Here is a 20,634-nt window from a genome sequence, read left to right as displayed (position 1 = left end):
AAAGTTGTGATTATTGCATATTAATAATTTTTATTAATTAATTATTTTCGGTTTTTTATTATTAAAACAAGTTAGGTTTTTAAATTTGATTTTATTTCATTTGTAGGAATTATTAATGATTAAAATCAATTAAATGAAAAAAATTTTATTCTTATTTGGTGCATTGGCTTTTGCATTAACTTCTTGTTCAAGTGATGATGATTCTTCAGGTTCTTCAGATTTAGTATTATTGAAAAAAGAAATTTCAACTGATTCTGATGGAGACAAGGTGATTACTAATTATGCTTATGATGGAAACAAAATAGTAAAAATAACAGTGGACGGTTCTACCGATGGAGTATATTTTACTTACACTGGAAATTTAATAACCAAAATGGAGTTTAAGTATGATGGTGACGTTGAACAAATTAATAAATATGAGTATGATTCAAATAATCTCTTAATAAGCTTTGTAATGACTGAGCCATTGGAAGAATATGGTTTTAAAGAAGTTTACAAATATGAAACAGATGGTTCTATTACAGTAACTACTTTTAGAGGAGATGATGTAGCACAAACTACTGCTAATGGTACAAGAAAAATAACTTTTACAGCAGGAGAAATTACTAAAATTACTTCAACAGATAGTCCAAGCAGAAGTTACACTTATGATGACAAGAATAATCCTTTTAAAAATATTTTAGGATATGATAAAATTTCTTTCGTTGAAGGTGAGGCATCAGGTATAGTACATAACATTGTTTCTGAAAAAGATTTAGATAATAATGAAGTAACATCCAGCTATGTTTTTACTTATAATGCTGCTAACTATCCAACAAAAGTTACAGAGAGTGAAGAAGGAGAAACGGCAACAGTTGAGTATTTCTACTAATTAAGTTAAATATAAAAAATATTCAAAGTCAAATTTGATTTAAATTTTAAAACCAAATACTTCTGTATTTGGTTTTTTGTTTATAAATAATTGGTGAAATTTGTTTAAAACTAAAATCATGCAATTCAGAACACAAATTCCAGTTTCAAAAAGTAACAATCCAATCGATTATAATTCGAAAGTACTTTCTATTGGTTCCTGTTTTGCAGAAAACATGGCAGCGAAATTTGATTATTTTAAGTTTCAGAATATAACAAATCCATTTGGGATAATTTTTAATCCGGTTTCGATTGAAAAATTATTCAAGAGAATTTGTGAACAGAAATTATTTGAGGAAAAAGATGTTTTTTTTCACAACGAACGCTGGCATTGTTTTGATGTACATTCAGATTTAAGCAATTCGGATAGGGAAGAATTGCTTGAAACATTAAATAAAACGATTACCGAAACTCATAAATGGTTAAAACAAACAACACACATTATTATTACCTATGGAACTTCCTGGATTTACAGAAATACAGAAAGTGACCAAATTGTTGCCAATTGTCATAAAGTTCCGCAAAAACAATTCACAAAAGAATTATTGGATATAGAAATAATTAAAAAGAGCATTCAAAGTACAATTGAATTAATTCAGAATTTAAATCCGGATATAAATTTCATCTTTACCGTTTCTCCGGTGCGCCACATCAAAGATGGTTTTGTAGAAAATCAACTAAGCAAATCGCATTTGTTTTCGGCTCTCCATAAAACCATTAGTCATCAACCATCAGCCATCAGCTATTTTCCATCTTATGAAATCATGATGGATGAACTTCGTGATTATCGCTTTTATACCGAAGACATGCTGCATCCTAACCAAATTGCTATTGATTATATCTGGAAGCTTTTCAGCGAAAGCTATATTTCAGAAACCAGTTTTTCTATTATGAAAGAAGTCGATGAAATTCAAAAAAGCCTTCGCCACAGAAGCTTTAATCCAGAGTCAGAGCAACACAAAAAATTTCTGGAAAAGTTACAGCAAAAGATAAAATTGCTGAATAAAAAATCACCGAATATAAGGTTCTAAAATTTTTGAAATTTTAGGTGTATAATAAAACCATTTCATTTTCTGAATCTTTTTTCAGGTAAGAAAATTAACTAATTTACAGTGTAATTTTAGAATAATTGACTGTAATTATGTAAATTGTTAAGACTTAAAAATTACAATTTTGTAAACTGTACAGATACAGTCTTACAATAGTGCAACTTCAATCTTAATGTGTTTTATTGACATATGAATAAAAAGAACATTCATTATTTAAAAAAAACACTACGTATTCTCTTATGGTGCGTGGGTTCTATAGTTGCCCTTTTATTACTTCTTATTATTTTAATCCAGGTTCCGTCAGTCCAGAATTTTGTTAAGGATAAGGCCATTACTTACCTCCATAATAAGATTAACACCAAAGTTTCGTTAGATCACATTTCGATAAAATTTCCAAAAGATGTAGTGCTGGAAAGTTTTTATTTTGAAGACCAGAAGAAGGATACTTTATTAGCAGGAAAACGTCTGGAAGTTGACGTTGATTTGTTCAAACTGGTCAACAGCGAACTCGAAATAAATTCGGTTTCACTTGAAAATGTAAAAGCAAATATTACCAGGAATAAGGATGGTGTTTTTAACTTCGATTACATCATTAAAGCTTTTGAATCAAAAGAGCCAAAAGTGGATGATCCGGATGCAAAACCTTTTCAGATATCTGTTGTAAAAGTCAATTTGGATCATGTGAAATTCAACTTTAAAGATGATTTTTCAAAAAATTATATTGCGGTAAACGTTTCACATTTTGACACAAAATTCAATGCCTTCGATTTAGACAAAATGAATTTTGATATTCCCAAAATTAATCTCAATGGATTAAAATTGGTTTTAAATCAGGAAGCGGTTGAAAAAGCGGCTGAAGTTTCGGTGAAGACGGCTGAAACGATTTCCAAACGAAAAGATTTCAAATTAAAATTAGATAAAATCAGTTTGTCCAAAATTGATATTTTATACGATAATAAAGATTCCAGATTAAATTCCGGAATCCGATTAGGAACCTTAAATTTAACAGTTAATGAAATCGATCTTAATAAACAGCTTTTGGATTTTGATGCTTTTGAAATTAAAAATCTTAAAGGAAATTTACGACTGGGTGCAAAGGATAAGCAGATTCAGGCACCAAGCCTCGACACAACCGCAATAAAACAAGCAGGCTGGAAAGTAAAACTGGCCGATGTTGACATACAGAATATAGATTTTAAATTTGATGATATGCAGTCAAAACCTGTTGAAAAAGGGATTGATTACAGCCATTTGGATTTGGATAAATTCAGTTTGAAAGCCGATAAATTATATTATGCAAACGATACGGTTTCGGGAAATATTAAAGCATTGGCCGTTACAGAAAAAAGTGGCTTAATTATTCAGTCTTTAAAAACAGACTTCTTTTACGGTCCAAAAAATGCTTCCCTCAATAATTTATATGTAAGAACCCCGCAGACCCTTGTAAAAGATAAAATTAAAGTGGAGTACAAATCAATTGCCTCGCTGAAAAAAGACCTTGGAAACCTTTCAGTTGACGCTAATTTAAGCCAGTCCAAAATTGGATTTAAGGATATTTTACTGTTTGTACCGGATCTTCAAAAACAAAATCCGTTTAAAAGCAATCCAAATGCAATCTTGTATCTGAACACACATATAAACGGAAAAATAAAAGACCTGAACATTCCAAAGTTCGAAATGAGCGGAATCGGAACTACAAGAGTTTCTCTTTCGGGGAAAATAAAAGGACTTCCAGATGCTAAGAAATCGTATTATGATTTGGATATTAAAAATCTTTCAAGTACATCAAAAGATATCAATACGTTTGTACCAGCCGGGACAATTCCGAAAAACATTCAGCTGCCATCACAAATTAATTTAAAAGGAAAATTTAAAGGTTCGGTTCAGAACTTCAAAACCAATTTAGCTTTAAACAGCAGTTTCGGAAATGCAAAAGTTGACGGTATGTTTGATCAGCGTGTAAAAAACCGAGAGCGATACGATGCTTTTGTAAGCCTTACAGAATTTGACTTGGGGAGATTAATCCAAAATGATTCTGTCGGAAAAATTACGCTTAAAGCAAAAGTTAAAGGTAATGGATTAAATCCAAAAACAGCAAATGCAGCGATTGATGGTTTAGTACAGAAAGCAGTTTTTAACAGATATACTTACAGAGATTTAGCTTTAAAAGGAAATGTTGAAAACGGATCTTTTGCTGTGAAATCTGGCATGAAAGATCCAAATCTGAATTTTGATTTAACAGCAAGCGGTGATACAAAACAAAAATACCCAACCATAAAACTAAAACTTAATCTCGATATTGCCGATCTGGAAAAACTGAATCTTCATGCCGGACCGATGAAGCTCCGTGGAAATGTGGATGCTGATATTGCCAATAGCAATCCTGATTATCTAAACGGGAAAGTGTTTCTTTCCAATATTCAGATCTTACAAAAAGAGGAACCAATTGTTTTAGATTCCATCAGAGTTTTGGCTTTTGCCGATAAAGACAGTAATTCGATAAAAATTTCATCCCAGTTTTTAAAAGCCGAAGTAGTGGGAAAATATAAACTGACAACCCTGACTACGGCAATTAAAAAGTCAATTTCTAAATATATTGATCTTAAAAATCCGAAAGTAAATGCAGAATCTGACGAACAACGTCTTGCTTTTACCTTAAAAGTAGATAATGATCCTGTATTATTTAAACTAATTCCGAAACTTACAGGTTTAGAGCCTTTAACCATTACTGGAAACTACAATAACCAAACAGATTCCCTTCAGGTTAAAGGAGCTATACCGAGAATTGTTTATGCAGAGAATACTATTTCTGGCGGAAAAATAAATATTGAAGCAAAAGAAAATGCTTTAGAATATTCGGTCTCTGTAGCTACGATAGAAAGCGGATCGTTAAAAATTCCGTTTACGAGTTTATCGGGAAAAGTAGAAGAGAATATTCTGGATTATGCACTTGAAGTAAAAGATGCAAAAGACAAACAGCAATATTTTGTTGGGGGTGAATTTAAGGCCGAAAATTCTAAAAACATCTTTAAAATAGATGCTGAAAATTTTGTATTGAATTATGATAAATGGAATATTGATCCGGAAAATGCAATTGAATTTGGAAAAAATCAATTGTATGTTAATAAATTTTTTCTGGAAAATGCCGGAAATGAATTGAAGATTCAATCACAGGGGACTCAAAATAATGCTCCAATTGAAGTTGATTTTGTGAATTTCAAAATCGAAACCATCATGAATATTGTTAAAAAGGACAAATTACTGATGCAGGGTCTTATTAACGGAAACGCTATTGTCGAAAATGTTATGACAAATCCAATTTTTACTTCTGATCTAAAAATTGATGATTTTACTTTCAAAGGTGAAAAAGTAGGCGATTTAGAAATAAAAGTAAACAATAAAACGGCTAATGTCCTTGCTGCAAATGTACAGTTGAGTGATGAAGGCAATGATTTAAATCTTACAGGTGATTATGCCATTAAAGGAGGGACTTTTGATTTTGATGTAGCAATAAACAAACTTAATATACAGAGTATTCAGGGGTTCAGCATGGATAATATTTCTGAAGGGAAAGGATATTTGTCAGGAAATTTTAAGGTTCAGGGTACTACAGCTGCTCCTAAAATTAACGGAGAACTTAGTTTTAACGACGCAGCTTTCCGTGTAACACAGTTGAATTCTTATTTTAAAACCGATCGGGAAAAAATCACTTTTGATAACGGTACCATCACTTTTGATAAATTTACATTTCAGGACGAAAATGATAATGAATTATCACTGGACGGAACTATCCAATCACCTGATTTCAGGAAATATAATTTTGCATTAAATATTACGGCTAATGATTTCAGAGCTATAAATTCTAAAGCTGCTGACAATGATTTGTTCTACGGGGATTTGTTCCTTGATACAAAGCTGAATGTAAAAGGGACACTCGAAAACCCTGTAATTGGCGGTACAATTAAAGTGAATAAAGAGACGAAGTTTACGGTGGTTTTGCCACAATCAGATCCGTCTATTGCTGACAGAGAAGGTATTGTGGAGTTTGTTGATGAAGACAATCAATATTTGAAACAAACTGCTGAAATGGAACAAAAACTAAATCAGTCAGAATTGCTAGGAATGGATGTTAGTGTTGATATTTCGATTGATAAAGAAGCTGAACTTACCCTTGTTATTGACAAAGGAAACGGTGATTATCTGAATTTAAAAGGCGAAGCGCAATTGACAGGAGGAATTGACCCTTCAGGAAAAACAACTTTAACAGGGAAATATGAGTTTACCGATGGTGCGTACGAAATGAATTTCAATATGATCCGTAGAAAATTTAATATTCAAAAAGGAAGTTCTATTATTTGGAACGGTGAGCCTACGATGGCAACTTTAAATATTACGGCAATCTATAATGTAAATACAGCTCCAATTGATTTGCTCGGAAATCAGTTAGGAGGAGCAAGCCAAACAGTTAAAAATACCTACAAACAGAAAATTCCGTTTCAGACTTTATTGAAAATGAAGGGCGAATTATTGAAACCGGAAATCACATTTGACATTATTCTTCCGGATGGAAATTATGATGTATCAGCTGATATTGTTACGGCTTCGCAGGCAAAACTGGAGCAATTACGACAAGAACCGGCCGAATTAAATAAGCAGGTTTTTGCACTCTTATTACTAAATAGATTTATTGGTGAAAATCCGTTTGCAAGTGAAAGTGGAGGTACAAATGCAGAATCATTAGCCAGACAGAGTGTGAGTAAAATCCTTTCGCAGCAATTAAATGATTTTGCCGGAGAATTAATCAGTGGTGTTCAATTGGAATTTGATTTGGAATCTACAGAAGATTACACAACGGGAAGTATGGAAAACAGAACTGACCTGAATGTTGGAGTTTCTAAAAAACTATTAGATGACCGATTGAAAGTTACCGTTGGCAGTAGTTTTGCCGTTGAAGGAAAGGAACGTGCCAACGAAGAAAGTACCAATATTGCCGGAGACGTTGCTTTGGATTATCAGCTTACTAAAGATGGGCGGTATATGCTCAGGGCTTATCGAAAAAACGAATATCAGGTAGCGGTTGAAGGGCAGGTGGTTGAAACAGGAATTGCTTTTATCATTACGATGAGCTACAATAAATTCCGTGAACTTTTTCACAGAAGTGCTAAGGAGAAGGAAATAATACAGGAAGAAAGAATTCGTAAGGAAAGAAAAAAGCAAAAAGACCAAGAAGCAAAAGAAAAAGAGAATCTGGACGAAGAAAATAAAATTGAAGGGAATGAAATTAAAACATAAAAATATGCGGAACAGGTATGCGGAATATTTTGTTGTGTTGTCCCTGTTTTTTGTTTTCGGATGCAGCAACACCAAATATCTGCCGGAAGGCGAATTGTTGTACACAGGCGGTTCTGTGAAAGTAAAAGATTCTGTTATTAAAAAGAAAGACAGAAAAGCATTAGAAAAGGAGTTAGAAGGATTGCTTCGTCCAAAACCCAACAAGCAATTGCTGGGCCTTCGACCTAAACTATGGCTCTACAATATTGCAGGAGAACCTAAAAAAGAGAAAGGGTTTAGATATTGGCTTCGAACAAAAGTCGGGGAAGAACCTGTACTTTTTAGTAAAGTAGATTTGGATTACAATGCTTCAGTTTTAAGAAATTTTGCTGAAAATAAAGGCTATTTCAAAACCCGGGTAAGTGCAGATTCTACGGTTCGAAATAAAAGAGCTACTGCAGAATATATTGTAGTCCCAAAAAAAAGATATATAATTAAAAGTGTTACTTTTCCTGATGATTCTTTACCAATGTCAAGAATCATTGGAAGATCAAGCCGAAGAAGTTTATTGAAAGTTGGGAATCCATATGATCTGGATGTTATAAAAGCAGAAAGAGAACGAATCGATGCAAGGCTTAAAGAACGAGGATATTATTATTTTAATCCGGATTATATCCTGGCTAAAGTAGACAGCAGTAAAGGAGATCACGAAGTAAAAATCAGATTAGTGATAAAAGATGATGCGCCGCCAAAGGCACTTACTTCTTATAAAATTGATAAGATTTTTGTTTATCCTAATTTTTCTATCTCCAAAGACAGTGTCAAATATAAGTCTGAAGATATCGTGCAGTACAAAGATTTTACAATTATTGATACAGCTCGTACTTTTGAACCGAGGGTTTTTGACCGGACGATATTATTTAAAAAGGGGGATTTATACAATCGAAAAGACCATAATCTTACTTTAAACCGATTTGTAAATCTGGGAACTTTTAGTTTTGTAAAAAACGAATTTAAAGTTTCGGATAGTTTGCCAAAGACTCTGGACTCTTATTATTATTTAACACTTTTACCAAAAAAATTCATTCGTGTTGAGGTATTAGGAAAAACAAATTCTGCAAGTTATACCGGAAGTGAAATTAATGTCAACTGGAATAACAGGAATTTATTCCGGGGCGCGGAATTATTGACTGTTTCTGTTTTTGGCGGAGCTGATTTTCAGCTTTCCGGAGCTAATAATGGTAAAAATATATACAGATTAGGAACAGAAACCAGTTTGACCTGGCCAAGATTTATTGTGCCATTCTTTCCTATTCAGGGTTCAAGCGAATATATCCCAAGAACAAAAGCTGCTTTACGATATGAATATCAAAACAGGACGCAATTATATGCTTTGAATTCATTTAAAGCTTCATTTGGTTATTTATGGAAAGAAAACATCCGTAAAGAACATCAGCTAAATCTGCTTGATGTTACTTATGTAAGTCCAAATCATGTAACACAGGAATATCTGGATGATATCCAGAAAGATGAAGCATTAGGAAGGGTAATTGAAAAGCAACTGATTTTTGGGCCAACCTATTCGTATACGTACACCAATACGATGCAAAAACGTAAAAAAAATACTTTTTACTTTAACGGAGAATTAGATTTAGCCGGTAATATAACAGGTTTGCTTTCAGGTGCAAATGCAAAAAAGAACGATACGAAAGAAATTTTTGATGTTCCGTTTAGCCAATATGCGAAAATCAAAGCTGATTTCAGGCATTATTTAAAATTGAGTAAAGAAAGTGAATTGGCCAGCCGTGTTATTGTTGGGCTTGGACTGCCATACGGAAACTCAACTATTTTGCCAACCTCAAAACAGTTTGTAGTTGGGGGAACTAATAGTATCAAGGCTTTCAGGGCGAGATCGCTTGGTCCCGGAAGTTATTTGAATACAGTAACAACAAATAATTATCTTCCGGACCAGTCAGGAGATTTAAAATTAGAGTTTAGCACAGAATATCGTGCTAAGCTTTTTAGTATTGTGCGAGGAGCGGCATTTGTTGATGCTGGAAATATTTGGCTTGTCAATGCAGATCCAAATAAACCAGGTGCGGCGTTTTCTAAAGATTTTATGAAAGAAATTGCGGTAGGAGCAGGTGTTGGTCTTCGATTTGACGTGTCATTTTTTATTTTAAGAACAGATTTGGCACTTCCATTAAGAAAACCCTATTTGCCTGAAGGAGAGCGTTGGGTAATTAAAGATATTGATTTTGGAAGCGGTGCCTGGAGAAAAGACAACCTAATTTTGAATATTGCTATTGGTTATCCTTTTTAATAAAAATATCGGATATGATCCTTTTACAATTATTTACATTGAAATTTATACAAAGGAATAATGTATTATAAAAATATAAAAACTTGTTCGAAAATCAGCTTAATGAAATAATTTTCTTTTAATAAACTTTGAAATTGTAATATTAGTACTATTTTTAGTATTTTTAGAGTATCGTAAAACAATATTAAAGTCGAATAAAAATGAAAGAGGATTTTCTTCATTATCTCTGGAGGTTTAAAAAATTTGATACCCTGAATTTAAAAACGGTAAACGAGGAAGAAGTTACAATTATCAATACAGGAAATTACTTAGAACTTGCAGGGCCTGATTTTTTTAATGCGCAAATAAAAATAGGAGATCAAAAATGGGCTGGAAATGTTGAAATACATTTAAAAGCTTCTGACTGGTATTTGCATCTTCATGAAAAGGACAAAGCTTATGAAAATGTAATATTGCATGTTGTCTGGGAATATGATGCTGATATTTACAGACAAAATAATGCAGAAATCCCGGTATTAGTTTTAAAGGATTACGTATCTCCCGAAACTATTTTAAATTACAACAAACTTAAATCTCCGAAATCTTGGATTTATTGTGAAAAACAAATTGGAAATGTACCGGGATTTGTTTTTAAAAACTGGCAGGAACGCTTGTTTTTTGAACGTCTGGAAAGAAAATCACAAGCTATTTATGATTTGCTCAAAGAAAAAAATCAGGATTGGGAAGCGGTCTTGTTTTGTTTATTAGCGAAGAATTTTGGTTTGAATACAAATGGAAATGCATTTCTGCAATTAGCTAAATCAATTCCTTTTTCAATTATTCGAAAAGAAAGCTTTGAACTTGAAAATCTTGAAGCTTTATTTTTTGGTACAACTGGTTTGCTGGATATAGAAAAAGAAGATGTTTATTTTAAGGATTTGAAATTCAGGTATTTTTATCTGTTGCATAAATATCAAATCGAAAAAGTGTATGTAGAACCGGTTCAGTTTTTTAAGCACAGGCCAGATAATTTCCCTACAATTCGTCTTTCGCAGTTAGCTGCTTTATACCATCAGTACCAAAACTTGTTCTCTAAAATAATAGAGTTGAAATCTATCAATAGTATTTATAAATTATTTGATGTCTCGACCAGTTTGTACTGGAAAAATCATTATCAATTTGATAAAGAAAGTCTGAAGAAAACAAAATCATTATCTAACTCATTTATAGATTTATTGGTCATAAATACCATTGTTCCTTTACAGTTTGCTTATGCTAAAACGCTGAATGAATCGGTAGCAGAAGATTTAATTTCTATTTTGGATGGCATATCTCCTGAGAAAAATTCCATCATCGAAAAATTTAATTCATTTGGCATCACATCTCAAAATGCCTTTGAAACACAATCTTTATTGCAGCTAAAAAGTCAATATTGTGATGTTAACGGTTGTATGAAATGTGCTGTCGGTATGGAATTGTTAAAAAGCAATTAGAATAAGAAATATGTCAATTGTAAAATTTTGTATTTTTGCATAACTTATTACTTCAAAAATGTCACTGATTTTAAAACTGAAATTCTTTTTCGAAAAATACGGTTTTCATGTCTCTTCCAGATTAGCGGATAAACTTGGAATGCGTGTTACAAATGTCCGTCTGTTTTTTATTTATATCTCGTTTGTTACAGCTGGTTTGGGCTTTGGAGTTTATCTTACCCTTGCATTCTGGATTAAACTAAAAGATTTAATTCGAGCAAAAAGAACATCGGTTTTTGATTTATAAACAATCAAATTTATGATATAAAAAAAGGATTATAAGCAGCGCTTATAATCCTTTTTTTATATCTGAATAATAATTCTTATCCGGGATTATTCAATTTACTGTTTTTCTTACCATATATAAAGTAAACAAGAATTCCTAGTGCCATCCATATGACAAGCCTCGCCCAGCTTTCGTTTGGCAACGAATACATTAAGGCAAAACAAATAACAATACCAGCTATAGGTACAAAAGGAACCCACGGAGTTCTAAAAGCTCTGGGTGCATCAGGCATTTTTTTACGCATAACCATAACACCGATGCAAACCAATACGAATGCTAATAAAGTTCCGATACTTACCATATGACCCAAATCACTAACAGGAACAAGACCTGCAAATAAGCTAACAAATACTAAAAAGAAAAGATTTGTTTTCCATGGAGTACGAAATTTTGAATGGATTTCGCTAAAAAATGGAGGGAGTAAACCGTCTTTACTCATCGTGTAAAATACACGGCTTTGTCCCATTAACATTACTAACATTACAGAAGTATAACCAGCTAGGATAGCGATAATTAAACCAGTCTGCAAAAAGTCATATCCAGTTACAGCAAAAGCAGTAGCTGCAGGTTTGGCATCACCTGCAAATTTATAATAAGGTACAAGTCCGGTCATCACATGAGAGAATAGTACATATAACAAGGTGCAGATTATTAATGAACCCAAAATACCAATCGGCATCCCTTTTTGAGGATCTTTAGCCTCTTGCGCAGCAGTTGAAACGGCATCAAAACCAATAAAAGCAAAGAAAACTGTACCGGCTCCTGCAGCAATTCCAGACCATCCAAATTTTCCGAATACACCTGTATTTTCAGGAATGTAAGGAGTATAATTAGTTGTGTCAATAAATTTCCATCCTAATACTATAAATATAACAACAACTGCAACTTTTACCACAACTAATATATTATTTAAAGTGGCTGATTCTTTTGTTCCTTTAATTAATAATAAAGAAAGTAATGAAACAATAAAAATGGCGGGTAAATTGACAATTCCTCCTTCAATCACTGTACCATTACTTAATGTAAGGGTTTCCCATGGTGAACAAATTAAGTCAGGAGGAAGATGAATGTTAAATTTTGCCAATAGTTCCAGCAGGTATCTCGACCAGCTAACGCCTACGGTTGCCGCTCCTAAAGCGTACTCTAAAACTAAGTCCCACCCAATTATCCAGGCCATAAATTCTCCCATCGTGGCATAAGAATAGGTATAGGCACTACCTGCAACCGGTATCATCGAAGCAAATTCAGCATAACACAATCCAGCAAATGCACATCCTATCGCAGCTAAAATAAATGATAATGTTACCGCCGGACCTGCATGGTCAGCAGCTGCAATACCTGTTAGTGAAAATAGCCCTGCTCCAATAATTGCTCCAACTCCAAGTGCAACAAGCGAACGTGAAGATAAGGTTCTTTTTAATCCTTTTTCAGATTCGGATGCTTCACCAAGCAATACCGAAAGAGGTTTAGTTTTCCAAATTGACATATATAATATTGGTTTATTGTTATTAAGCTTCAAATGTATTGTTTTTTATAAAAAATAAAAACAATTATATTCTTTTAAGTTATAAAATATTTAATTTTTAGTTAGAAACTGTATAAAAAGTTCCTATAAATCTTCAAAGCTTTATATTATTAGCAAATTGATTAATAAAATCTTTTATTATAAAATAAAAATAATCGTATTTTTCTTATAAAATTATAAATTATATTTGTTTGATAAAATATTATAAAAATGAACTTTAGAAGTATTATAAAAGAGTTAAATTATACAAGCCAACAACGAAAAGGGATTTTTTTTCTTTTTATTTTGATTATTGTTTTACAATTGTTTTATTTTTTTTCTGATTTCAGTCAGCCTGAAAAAGTAAATGCAGAAGAACAGAATTGGCTGGCTTTGCAATCAGAAGTTGATTCATTAAAACAGATTAAGCAATGTTATAAACCTAAAATCTATCCTTTTAATCCAAATTTTATTTCAGATTATAAAGGATACAAACTTGGGATGTCATTAGCGGAAATTGACAGGCTTCTAGCTTTTAGAAAACAAAATAAATACGTCAGTTCTGCTGAAGAATTTCAGAAAGTGACTAAAGTTTCAGATTCTTTATTAGATGTTATTTCGCCTTATTTTAAATTTCCGGATTGGGTGCAGAATAAAAAGACTTTCATTCATAATAGTAAAGAAACTATATCACAAACATTCTCTAAAAAAGAAAAACTAATTGTTTTGGATATTAATCAGGCAAGTCAGGAAGATTTAATGAAAATTAAGGGAATTGGTGAAGCATTATCACTCCGAATTTTAAAACAAAAAGAAAGCCTGGAAGCTTTTGTTTCTATGGAACAGATAAATGATGTCTGGGGGCTTTCTCCAGAAGTTATAACTGAATTAAAAAAGTATTTTAGGGTTTCTTCTTTCCCGCCAATTAAAAAAATCCCTGTAAACGATGCTTCTTTAAAAGAATTAGCTCAATTTCCGTACTTTAGATATGCATTGGCAAAACAGATTGTAACCTACAGGAGCATGAACGGAAATATTAAAAATATTGAGGATTTGATAAATATTAAAGGCTTTCCTATTGAAAAAGCAAATATAATTGGTTTATATTTGGAGTTCTAAAAACAGATCACAAATGAATTTTGATTATAATGAAACGCAATCCATGATTGCGCAGTCTATAAAAGATTTTGCCGAAAAAAATATAAGACCTTATATAATGGAGTGGGATGAAGCACAAGTTTTTCCAGTTCCACTGTTTAAGAAATTAGGAGAAATGGGATTTATGGGAGTTTTGGTTCCTGAAGAATATGGAGGATCTGGTTTAGGATATCATGAATATGTAACAATAGTGGAAGAAATTTCAAAAGTTGATCCTTCAATCGGATTGTCGGTAGCGGCACATAATTCTTTATGTACGAATCATATTTTGACTTTTGGTAATGAAGAGCAAAAGAAAAAATGGTTGCCAAAACTGGCCACGGCAGAGCATATTGGCGCATGGGGACTGACAGAACATAATACAGGTTCTGATGCAGGCGGAATGAATACGACAGCTGTTAAAGATGGGGATTTTTGGATTGTAAACGGAGCAAAAAACTTTATAACTCATGCAATTTCAGGCGATATTGCTGTTGTAGTGGTTCGTACAGGAGAAAAAGGCGATTCAAAAGGAATGACTGCTTTTGTATTTGAAAAAGGGATGCCGGGATTTACTTCAGGGAAAAAAGAAAATAAATTAGGAATGCGTGCCAGCGAAACAGCTGAACTGGTTTTTGATAATTGTAGGGTGCCAGATGCAAATAGATTAGGTGAAGTAGGGCAGGGATTTGTGCAGGCTATGAAAATATTAGACGGAGGAAGGATTTCAATTGGAGCTTTATCACTCGGAATTGCAAAAGGGGCTTACGAAGCCGCTCTTAAATATTCGAAAGAAAGACATCAGTTTGGACAGCCAATTAGTAGTTTTCAGGGAATTTCATTCAAACTTGCTGATATGGCAACAGAAATTGAAGCTTCTGAATTGTTGTTGCATAAAGCAGCTTTCTTAAAACAAAAACATAAGCCAGTTACGACCTTAGGAGCGATGGCAAAAATGTATGCCTCAGAAGCTTGTGTGAAAATCGCAAATGAAGCAGTTCAGATTCACGGAGGATACGGCTATACCAAAGACTTTCCAGTGGAGAAGTTTTACAGGGATTCTAAGTTGTGTACTATTGGCGAAGGTACGACTGAGATTCAAAAATTAGTTATTTCCAGAAATTTGTTGAAAGGATAAAGATGATGATAAGTCAAAGTCTTTTGTCTTTAGCTGTATTCTTTATTTCTTTTTAAAATAATTTATAATTTATAACTCATAATTAATAATTAATACATACTTTTGCACCCTTAACGAAAGGAGGTGTCTATATTATGTTAATTATACCAATTAAAGACGGAGAAAATATCGATAGAGCATTAAAGCGCTATAAAAGAAAATTTGATAAAACAGGAACTGTTCGTCAACTAAGAGCACGTACTGCTTTTATTAAGCCTTCTGTTATCAAAAGAGCTCAAATTCAAAAAGCGGCTTACATTCAAAACTTGAAAGATAGTTTAGAGAGTTAGTATATAGCTTTTGTAAAATAATTACCGTTAGTCATCAAAATAAATTAACTTTGATGCTAACGGTTTTTTATGCTTAATTTTTTAAGTTCTGTAATTGTTTGAAAAAGATATTCTGTTTCTTATGAAGTCAAATAAAGATGCTTTTCGTGATTATCTTCAGTTGGAGAAAAAATATTCGGCACATACTGTTAATGCTTATTTGAATGATATTTCGTTTTTTGAGGTGTTTAATAAAACTCACTTTGATCAGGATGGTATTGAAGGTGTGAATTACAGTCAGATCAGAAGCTGGATTGTTTCTTTGGTGGATGAAGGGGTGACAAACGTTTCTGTTAACAGAAAAATGGCTTCCTTAAAGTCTTTTTATAAATTTCTCTTAAAAACAAAACAAATAGAGGTTAGTCCAATGCTGAAGCATAAATCGCTGAAGACTCCCAAAATTATTCAGATTCCATTTTCTGAAAAAGAATTAACTGATTTGATACAGGAAGTTGGGGTTCCGGTTGGTTTTGAAGAAGTGAGGGATAAGTTAATTGTGGATCTTTTCTATACAACAGGGATGCGAAGGGCGGAATTGATACATTTAATGATGGTTAATGTGGATTTGTCTTCAAATGTGGTTAAGGTTTTAGGTAAGAGAAATAAAGAGCGTATTATTCCGGTTTTGCCAATCATTGCTGAGCAGTTTAAGACGTACCTCCGTGAGCGTTCTGTTGTTGAGGGAATAGTAGATGATGATTATTTTTTTATTTCTAAAAAAGGGTTAAAATTAAGCGAATCTTTTGTGTATCGTCTAATAAATTCATACTTTAGTAGGGTCTCTGAAAAGGTAAAAAAGAGTCCTCATGTGCTTCGGCATACATTTGCGACTCATTTACTGAATAACGGAGCAGATTTAAATTCAGTTAAAGAGTTATTAGGGCATTCTAGTTTGGCGTCTACGCAGGTTTATACTCATAATAGTTTAGCAGAACTTAAAAAAGTACATGCTGGCGCACATCCGAGAAGTAAATAATAGTTCTGAAATGTTTAACCCTAAAATTAGTATTTATGAAGGTAGATGTTCATGCCGTTAACTTTACTGTTGACAGAAAGTTGGTAGATTTTATTCAGGAAAGAATGGATAAGTTAGAAAAATATTACGATCGGGTTGTCTCGGCAGACGTTTTTTTAAAAGTTGAAAGAACAAGTGATAAAGAGAATAAAGTTGTTGAGATTAAGATCAATGTTCCTGGAGATGAATTTTTGGTTAAAAAGCAATGTAAGACTTTTGAGGAAGCGGTTGAGCTTTCGGCAGAATCATTAGAGCGTTTACTGGTAAAAAGGAAAGAAAAGATAAGAGCGCATATATAATTGAAATTTTTTTTCGAAAAATGTTTTGATACAAAGATAAAATAGCTACATTTGCAGTCCGTTAGAAATAGCGGACTTTTTTATTGTATTCGCCGATGTAGCTCAGCTGGCTAGAGCAGCTGATTTGTAATCAGCAGGTCGTGGGTTCGAGTCCCTCTATCGGCTCAATAAATTTCAAATGCGATTTGAAATTAGTTCTTTAAAATAATGAGATTTTAAAAATTAGGGGAGATACTCAAGCGGCCAACGAGGGCAGACTGTAAATCTGCTGTGTGAACTTCGCAGGTTCGAATCCTGCTCTCCCCACAAATGAATTTTAGATGGTTTTTCACGTTTTGATTGTAGTTAACAAAATGCTGAAGTGAAACTTTTAAATCAAGGATTCTGCCGGTGTAGCTCAGGGGTAGAGTGCTTCCTTGGTAAGGAAGAGGTCTCGGGTTCAAATCCCGACATTGGCTCAAGTAAGTAGGAAATTGAAAATTAATATATAACTAAGATTAAAAATTAAGTAAAATGGCAAAGGAGAATTTTAATCGTTCCAAACCGCACTTAAACATAGGTACAATTGGACACGTGGATCACGGAAAAACTACATTAACGGCTGCAATTACAAAAGTATTGTCAGATGCTGGTTACTGTCAAGCAAAATCGTTTGATCAAATCGATAACGCTCCAGAGGAGAAAGAAAGAGGTATTACTATTAATACATCACACGTAGAGTATGAAACTGCTAACCGTCACTACGCTCACGTTGACTGTCCAGGTCACGCGGATTACGTAAAGAACATGGTTACTGGTGCTGCTCAGATGGACGGAGCTATCTTAGTAGTTGCTGCTACAGATGGTCCAATGCCACAAACTCGTGAGCACATCCTTTTAGGACGTCAGGTTGGTATTCCAAGAATCGTTGTTTTCATGAACAAAGTGGATATGGTTGATGATGCTGAATTGTTAGAGCTTGTTGAAATGGAAATCAGAGATTTATTATCTTTCTATGAATATGATGGAGATAATGGTCCTGTTGTTCAAGGTTCTGCTTTAGGAGGATTAAACAATGATCCAAACTGGGTACCTAAAATTATTGAATTAATGGAAGCTGTTGATGCTTGGATCGAAGAGCCAGTACGTGACGTAGCTAAACCATTCTTGATGCCAGTTGAGGACGTATTTACAATTACAGGTCGTGGAACTGTTGCTACAGGTCGTATCGAAACTGGAGTTGCTAACACTGGAGATCCTGTTGAAATCATTGGTATGGGAGCTGAAAAATTAACTTCTACTATTACAGGAGTTGAGATGTTCCGTAAAATCCTTGACAGAGGTGAAGCTGGAGATAACGTAGGTTTATTGTTAAGAGGTATTGATAAAGCTGATATCAAAAGAGGTATGGTTATTATTAAGCCAGGTTCAGTAAAACCACACGCTAAATTCAAAGCTGAGGTTTATATCTTGAAAAAAGAAGAAGGTGGACGTCACACTCCATTCCACAATAACTACCGTCCACAGTTCTACGTACGTACAACTGACGTAACAGGGGTTATTTCTTTACCAGCAGGTGTAGAGATGGTAATGCCAGGTGATAACTTGACAATTGAGGTTGCTTTATTAAGCCCAATCGCAATGAACGTAGGTTTACGTTTTGCTATCCGTGAAGGTGGTAGAACAGTAGGTGCTGGTCAGGTTACTGAAATTGTAGAATAATTTCTATAAATATTAAAACAAAAGCCAGTTGGTTTTCTTAATTGAAACAACTGGCTTTAATTACGGGCGTAGTTCAAGGGTAGAATAGCGGTCTCCAAAACCGTTGATGGGGGTTCGAATCCCTCCGCCCGTGCAATAAAAAAATATATCAAATGACAAAAGTTACGAATTATTTATCAGAGGCTTTCGAAGAGTTGAAGTCAAATGTTACTTGGCCTGCCTGGGCTGAGGTTCAGAAATTGACAATTGTTGTGGCTGTGTTTTCGATTCTGTTCGCTTTGGCGACTTGGGGAGTAGACGAATTTTTTGCAAAAGCTTTGGCTGGATTTTTTAACTGGTTAAAAGGATAATTTTTTTGTGATGGCAGATAATAATGTGAAGAAATGGTATGTGGTTAGAGCTGTAAGTGGCCAGGAAAATAAGGTAAAAGCTTATATTGAAACTGAGATTGCCAGATTAGGGATGGAGGATTATGTTTCCCAGGTTTTGGTGCCTACTGAAAAAGTAGTTACTGTAAAAGATGGGAAAAAATCATCTAAGGATAAAGTGTATTTCCCTGGATATGTAATGATTGAAGCTAACTTAGTTGGTGAAATACCTCATATTATTAAATCTATCACTAGTGTTATTGGTTTCTTAGGAGAAATTAAAGGAGGAGAACCTGTTCCTTTGAGATTGTCTGAAGTAAATCGTATGCTGGGTAAAGTGGATGAACTCGCTGTGAATACAGATACAAGATCGATTCCATTTAGCTTAGGTGAAACTGTAAAAGTGATTGATGGTCCTTTTAATGGTTTTAATGGTACGGTGGAAAAAATCAATGAAGAAAAGCGTAAGCTTGAAGTAATGGTTAAGATTTTCGGAAGAAAAACACCGTTAGAACTGAGTTTTATGCAAGTAGAAAAAGTATAATTTTGTTACATCTATAATATCCACTATAATCGCTTCCAAATGATTATAGTGTTAAATTTTTAAAAAATGGCTAAAGAAATTAGTAAGGTAGTTAAACTACAAGTTAAGGGAGGTGCTGCGAACCCGTCGCCACCGGTTGGACCTGCTTTAGGAGCTGCTGGGGTTAATATCATGGAGTTTTGTAAGCAGTTTAATGCTAGAACTCAGGATAAACCTGGCAAAATTTGTCCAGTGCAAATCACTGTGTACAAAGACAAATCATTTGATTTTGTTGTTAAGACTCCTCCAGCTGCAGTACAGTTAATGGAAGCAGCAAAGCTAAAGTCTGGATCAGGTGAACCAAATCGTAAAAAAGTAGCGAGTGTTACTTGGGATGTTATCAAAGCAATCGCTGAAGATAAAATGGTAGATTTAAATGCATTCACAATCGAATCAGCAATGAGTATGATTGCAGGAACTGCTAGATCTATGGGTATAACTGTATCAGGAGAAGCTCCTTTTTAATTAAGAGAAAGAAATGGCAAAATTGACAAAAAAGCAAAAAGAGGCTGCTTCAAAAATTGAAAAGAACAAATTATACTCTTTAAAAGATGCTGCTGCATTAATTAAAGTTGTTGCTTCTGCAAAATTTGATGAGTCTGTTGATATCGCAGTACGTTTGGGTGTAGATCCAAGAAAAGCGAATCAAATGGTAAGAGGTGTAGTTACTTTACCTCACGGGACAGGAAAAGATGTTAAAGTATTAGCATTGGTTACTCCGGATAAAGAAGCTGAGGCTAGAGAGGCTGGAGCAGACCATGTTGGTCTTGATGATTACTTACAAAAAATTAAAGACGGTTGGACAGATGTTGATGTTATTATCACGATGCCGGCTGTTATGGGTAAATTAGGTCCATTAGGTCGTATTTTAGGTCCTAGAGGTTTAATGCCAAACCCTAAAACAGGTACTGTAACTATGGATGTTGCAAAAGCTGTTCAAGAGGTTAAAGCTGGTAAAATTGACTTCAAAGTTGATAAAACTGGTATCGTTCACGCAGGAATTGGTAAAGTTTCTTTTGGAGCTGAGCAGATTGTTGACAACGCACACGAAATTATTCAAACATTAATAAAACTTAAACCAACTGCTGCTAAAGGTACCTACATTAAAGGTATTCACCTTACAAGCACTATGAGTCCTGCAATTGCATTAGACCCAAAAGCAGTATAATTGG

The 20,634-nt window shown here is 33.7% G+C and carries 17 protein-coding genes and 4 tRNA genes; 20 read left to right on the top strand and 1 reads right to left on the bottom strand.

All coding sequences use genetic code 11. The annotated features are described in order from the left end of the window. Positions 1-133 precede the first annotated feature (133 nt). The 6 genes from K8B81_RS03015 (at position 134) to K8B81_RS02990 (ending at position 11,310) form a co-directional block, all read left to right on the top strand. On the top strand, positions 134-871 hold the full coding sequence (locus tag K8B81_RS03015; RefSeq protein ID WP_223678718.1) for a hypothetical protein: 738 nt from the start codon (positions 134-136) through the stop codon (positions 869-871). A gap of 118 nt (positions 872-989) precedes the next feature. Then, positions 990-1,940 (top strand): GSCFA domain-containing protein, encoded by a 951-nt coding sequence (locus tag K8B81_RS03010; protein ID WP_223678717.1) that lies wholly within the window; start codon positions 990-992, stop codon positions 1,938-1,940. 207 nt (positions 1,941-2,147) lie between these two features. Further along, positions 2,148-7,250: a translocation/assembly module TamB domain-containing protein gene (locus K8B81_RS03005; protein WP_223678716.1), complete on the top strand. Its 5,103-nt coding sequence runs from the start codon at positions 2,148-2,150 to the stop codon at positions 7,248-7,250. Beyond that, on the top strand, positions 7,234-9,552 hold the full coding sequence (tamL, locus tag K8B81_RS03000) for a translocation and assembly module lipoprotein TamL (RefSeq protein ID WP_223678715.1): 2,319 nt from the start codon (positions 7,234-7,236) through the stop codon (positions 9,550-9,552). The genes K8B81_RS03005 and tamL overlap by 17 nt, the downstream gene beginning before the upstream one ends. A 200-nt stretch (positions 9,553-9,752) precedes the next feature. Next, on the top strand, positions 9,753-11,024 hold the full coding sequence (locus tag K8B81_RS02995) for a DUF2851 family protein (RefSeq protein ID WP_025571259.1): 1,272 nt from the start codon (positions 9,753-9,755) through the stop codon (positions 11,022-11,024). Between the two features lie 58 nt (positions 11,025-11,082). Continuing rightward, positions 11,083-11,310, top strand: a complete 228-nt coding sequence (locus K8B81_RS02990; protein WP_025571258.1) for a PspC family transcriptional regulator — start codon at positions 11,083-11,085, stop codon at positions 11,308-11,310. Between the two features lie 76 nt (positions 11,311-11,386). On the opposite strand, the gene K8B81_RS02985 is transcribed toward K8B81_RS02990, so the two are convergent. Continuing rightward, positions 11,387-12,835: an amino acid permease gene (locus K8B81_RS02985; protein WP_025571257.1), complete on the bottom strand. Its 1,449-nt coding sequence runs from the start codon at positions 12,833-12,835 to the stop codon at positions 11,387-11,389. 249 nt (positions 12,836-13,084) lie between these two features. On the opposite strand from K8B81_RS02985, the gene K8B81_RS02980 reads away from it, so the two are divergent. The 14 genes from K8B81_RS02980 (at position 13,085) to rplA (ending at position 20,630) form a co-directional block, all read left to right on the top strand. Next, positions 13,085-13,972 (top strand): ComEA family DNA-binding protein, encoded by an 888-nt coding sequence (locus tag K8B81_RS02980; protein WP_223678714.1) that lies wholly within the window; start codon positions 13,085-13,087, stop codon positions 13,970-13,972. Between the two features lie 13 nt (positions 13,973-13,985). Continuing rightward, positions 13,986-15,128: an acyl-CoA dehydrogenase family protein gene (locus K8B81_RS02975; RefSeq protein WP_025571154.1), complete on the top strand. Its 1,143-nt coding sequence runs from the start codon at positions 13,986-13,988 to the stop codon at positions 15,126-15,128. Between the two features lie 134 nt (positions 15,129-15,262). Then, positions 15,263-15,457, top strand: a complete 195-nt coding sequence (gene rpsU / locus K8B81_RS02970) for a 30S ribosomal protein S21 (RefSeq protein WP_025571153.1) — start codon at positions 15,263-15,265, stop codon at positions 15,455-15,457. A 121-nt stretch (positions 15,458-15,578) separates the two neighbouring features. Further along, on the top strand, positions 15,579-16,472 hold the full coding sequence (locus K8B81_RS02965; RefSeq protein ID WP_223678713.1) for a tyrosine-type recombinase/integrase: 894 nt from the start codon (positions 15,579-15,581) through the stop codon (positions 16,470-16,472). A gap of 35 nt (positions 16,473-16,507) precedes the next feature. Then, positions 16,508-16,810: a ribosome hibernation-promoting factor, HPF/YfiA family gene (gene hpf / locus K8B81_RS02960; RefSeq protein ID WP_025571150.1), complete on the top strand. Its 303-nt coding sequence runs from the start codon at positions 16,508-16,510 to the stop codon at positions 16,808-16,810. A 91-nt stretch (positions 16,811-16,901) separates the two neighbouring features. Next, positions 16,902-16,975 (top strand) — tRNA-Thr (locus K8B81_RS02955). A 60-nt stretch (positions 16,976-17,035) separates the two neighbouring features. Next, positions 17,036-17,116, top strand: a tRNA-Tyr gene (locus tag K8B81_RS02950). Between the two features lie 80 nt (positions 17,117-17,196). Beyond that, positions 17,197-17,268: transfer RNA gene (locus K8B81_RS02945), tRNA-Thr, on the top strand. A gap of 55 nt (positions 17,269-17,323) precedes the next feature. Then, a complete protein-coding gene (gene tuf, locus K8B81_RS02940) occupies positions 17,324-18,511 on the top strand; it encodes an elongation factor Tu (RefSeq protein WP_026730432.1) in 1,188 nt (395 codons plus the stop codon). Positions 18,512-18,573: 62 nt separating this feature from the next. Further along, positions 18,574-18,644 (top strand) — tRNA-Trp (locus K8B81_RS02935). A gap of 19 nt (positions 18,645-18,663) precedes the next feature. After that, positions 18,664-18,861, top strand: a complete 198-nt coding sequence (gene secE / locus K8B81_RS02930) for a preprotein translocase subunit SecE (protein WP_008466927.1) — start codon at positions 18,664-18,666, stop codon at positions 18,859-18,861. Positions 18,862-18,871: 10 nt separating this feature from the next. Beyond that, positions 18,872-19,423 carry a transcription termination/antitermination protein NusG gene (gene nusG / locus K8B81_RS02925; protein WP_132989544.1) on the top strand — a complete coding sequence of 184 codons (552 nt, stop codon included), beginning with the start codon at positions 18,872-18,874 and terminating at the stop codon, positions 19,421-19,423. Positions 19,424-19,489: 66 nt separating this feature from the next. After that, positions 19,490-19,927, top strand: a complete 438-nt coding sequence (gene rplK, locus K8B81_RS02920; protein ID WP_025572417.1) for a 50S ribosomal protein L11 — start codon at positions 19,490-19,492, stop codon at positions 19,925-19,927. 13 nt (positions 19,928-19,940) lie between these two features. Beyond that, positions 19,941-20,630: a 50S ribosomal protein L1 gene (gene rplA / locus K8B81_RS02915; RefSeq protein WP_025572415.1), complete on the top strand. Its 690-nt coding sequence runs from the start codon at positions 19,941-19,943 to the stop codon at positions 20,628-20,630. Positions 20,631-20,634 lie beyond the last annotated feature (4 nt).

It is taken from the genome of Flavobacterium hibisci, from assembly GCF_020026925.1.
Taxonomy (GTDB): Bacteria; Bacteroidota; Bacteroidia; order Flavobacteriales; family Flavobacteriaceae; genus Flavobacterium; species Flavobacterium hibisci.
Note: the sequence above shows the minus strand (reverse complement) of the source record. Positions and strands in the feature narration are given on the sequence as shown.

What these genes read in the sequence shown, in the direction of transcription:
- K8B81_RS03010 (WP_223678717.1), top strand. Translation starts at nt 990, where the DNA reads ATGCAATTCAGAACACAAATTCCAGTTTCAAAAAGTAACAATCCAATC.
- K8B81_RS02980 (WP_223678714.1), top strand. Translation starts at nt 13,085, where the DNA reads ATGAACTTTAGAAGTATTATAAAAGAGTTAAATTATACAAGCCAACAA.
- K8B81_RS02965 (WP_223678713.1), top strand. Translation starts at nt 15,579, where the DNA reads ATGAAGTCAAATAAAGATGCTTTTCGTGATTATCTTCAGTTGGAGAAA.
- tuf (WP_026730432.1), top strand. Translation starts at nt 17,324, where the DNA reads ATGGCAAAGGAGAATTTTAATCGTTCCAAACCGCACTTAAACATAGGT.
- tamL (WP_223678715.1), top strand. Translation starts at nt 7,234, where the DNA reads ATGAAATTAAAACATAAAAATATGCGGAACAGGTATGCGGAATATTTT.
- K8B81_RS02985 (WP_025571257.1), bottom strand. Translation starts at nt 12,835, where the DNA reads ATGTCAATTTGGAAAACTAAACCTCTTTCGGTATTGCTTGGTGAAGCA.
- nusG (WP_132989544.1), top strand. Translation starts at nt 18,872, where the DNA reads ATGGCAGATAATAATGTGAAGAAATGGTATGTGGTTAGAGCTGTAAGT.
- K8B81_RS02995 (WP_025571259.1), top strand. Translation starts at nt 9,753, where the DNA reads ATGAAAGAGGATTTTCTTCATTATCTCTGGAGGTTTAAAAAATTTGAT.
- K8B81_RS02990 (WP_025571258.1), top strand. Translation starts at nt 11,083, where the DNA reads ATGTCACTGATTTTAAAACTGAAATTCTTTTTCGAAAAATACGGTTTT.
- secE (WP_008466927.1), top strand. Translation starts at nt 18,664, where the DNA reads ATGACAAAAGTTACGAATTATTTATCAGAGGCTTTCGAAGAGTTGAAG.
- K8B81_RS02975 (WP_025571154.1), top strand. Translation starts at nt 13,986, where the DNA reads ATGAATTTTGATTATAATGAAACGCAATCCATGATTGCGCAGTCTATA.
- hpf (WP_025571150.1), top strand. Translation starts at nt 16,508, where the DNA reads ATGAAGGTAGATGTTCATGCCGTTAACTTTACTGTTGACAGAAAGTTG.
- K8B81_RS03005 (WP_223678716.1), top strand. Translation starts at nt 2,148, where the DNA reads ATGAATAAAAAGAACATTCATTATTTAAAAAAAACACTACGTATTCTC.
- rpsU (WP_025571153.1), top strand. Translation starts at nt 15,263, where the DNA reads ATGTTAATTATACCAATTAAAGACGGAGAAAATATCGATAGAGCATTA.
- K8B81_RS03015 (WP_223678718.1), top strand. Translation starts at nt 134, where the DNA reads ATGAAAAAAATTTTATTCTTATTTGGTGCATTGGCTTTTGCATTAACT.
- rplA (WP_025572415.1), top strand. Translation starts at nt 19,941, where the DNA reads ATGGCAAAATTGACAAAAAAGCAAAAAGAGGCTGCTTCAAAAATTGAA.
- rplK (WP_025572417.1), top strand. Translation starts at nt 19,490, where the DNA reads ATGGCTAAAGAAATTAGTAAGGTAGTTAAACTACAAGTTAAGGGAGGT.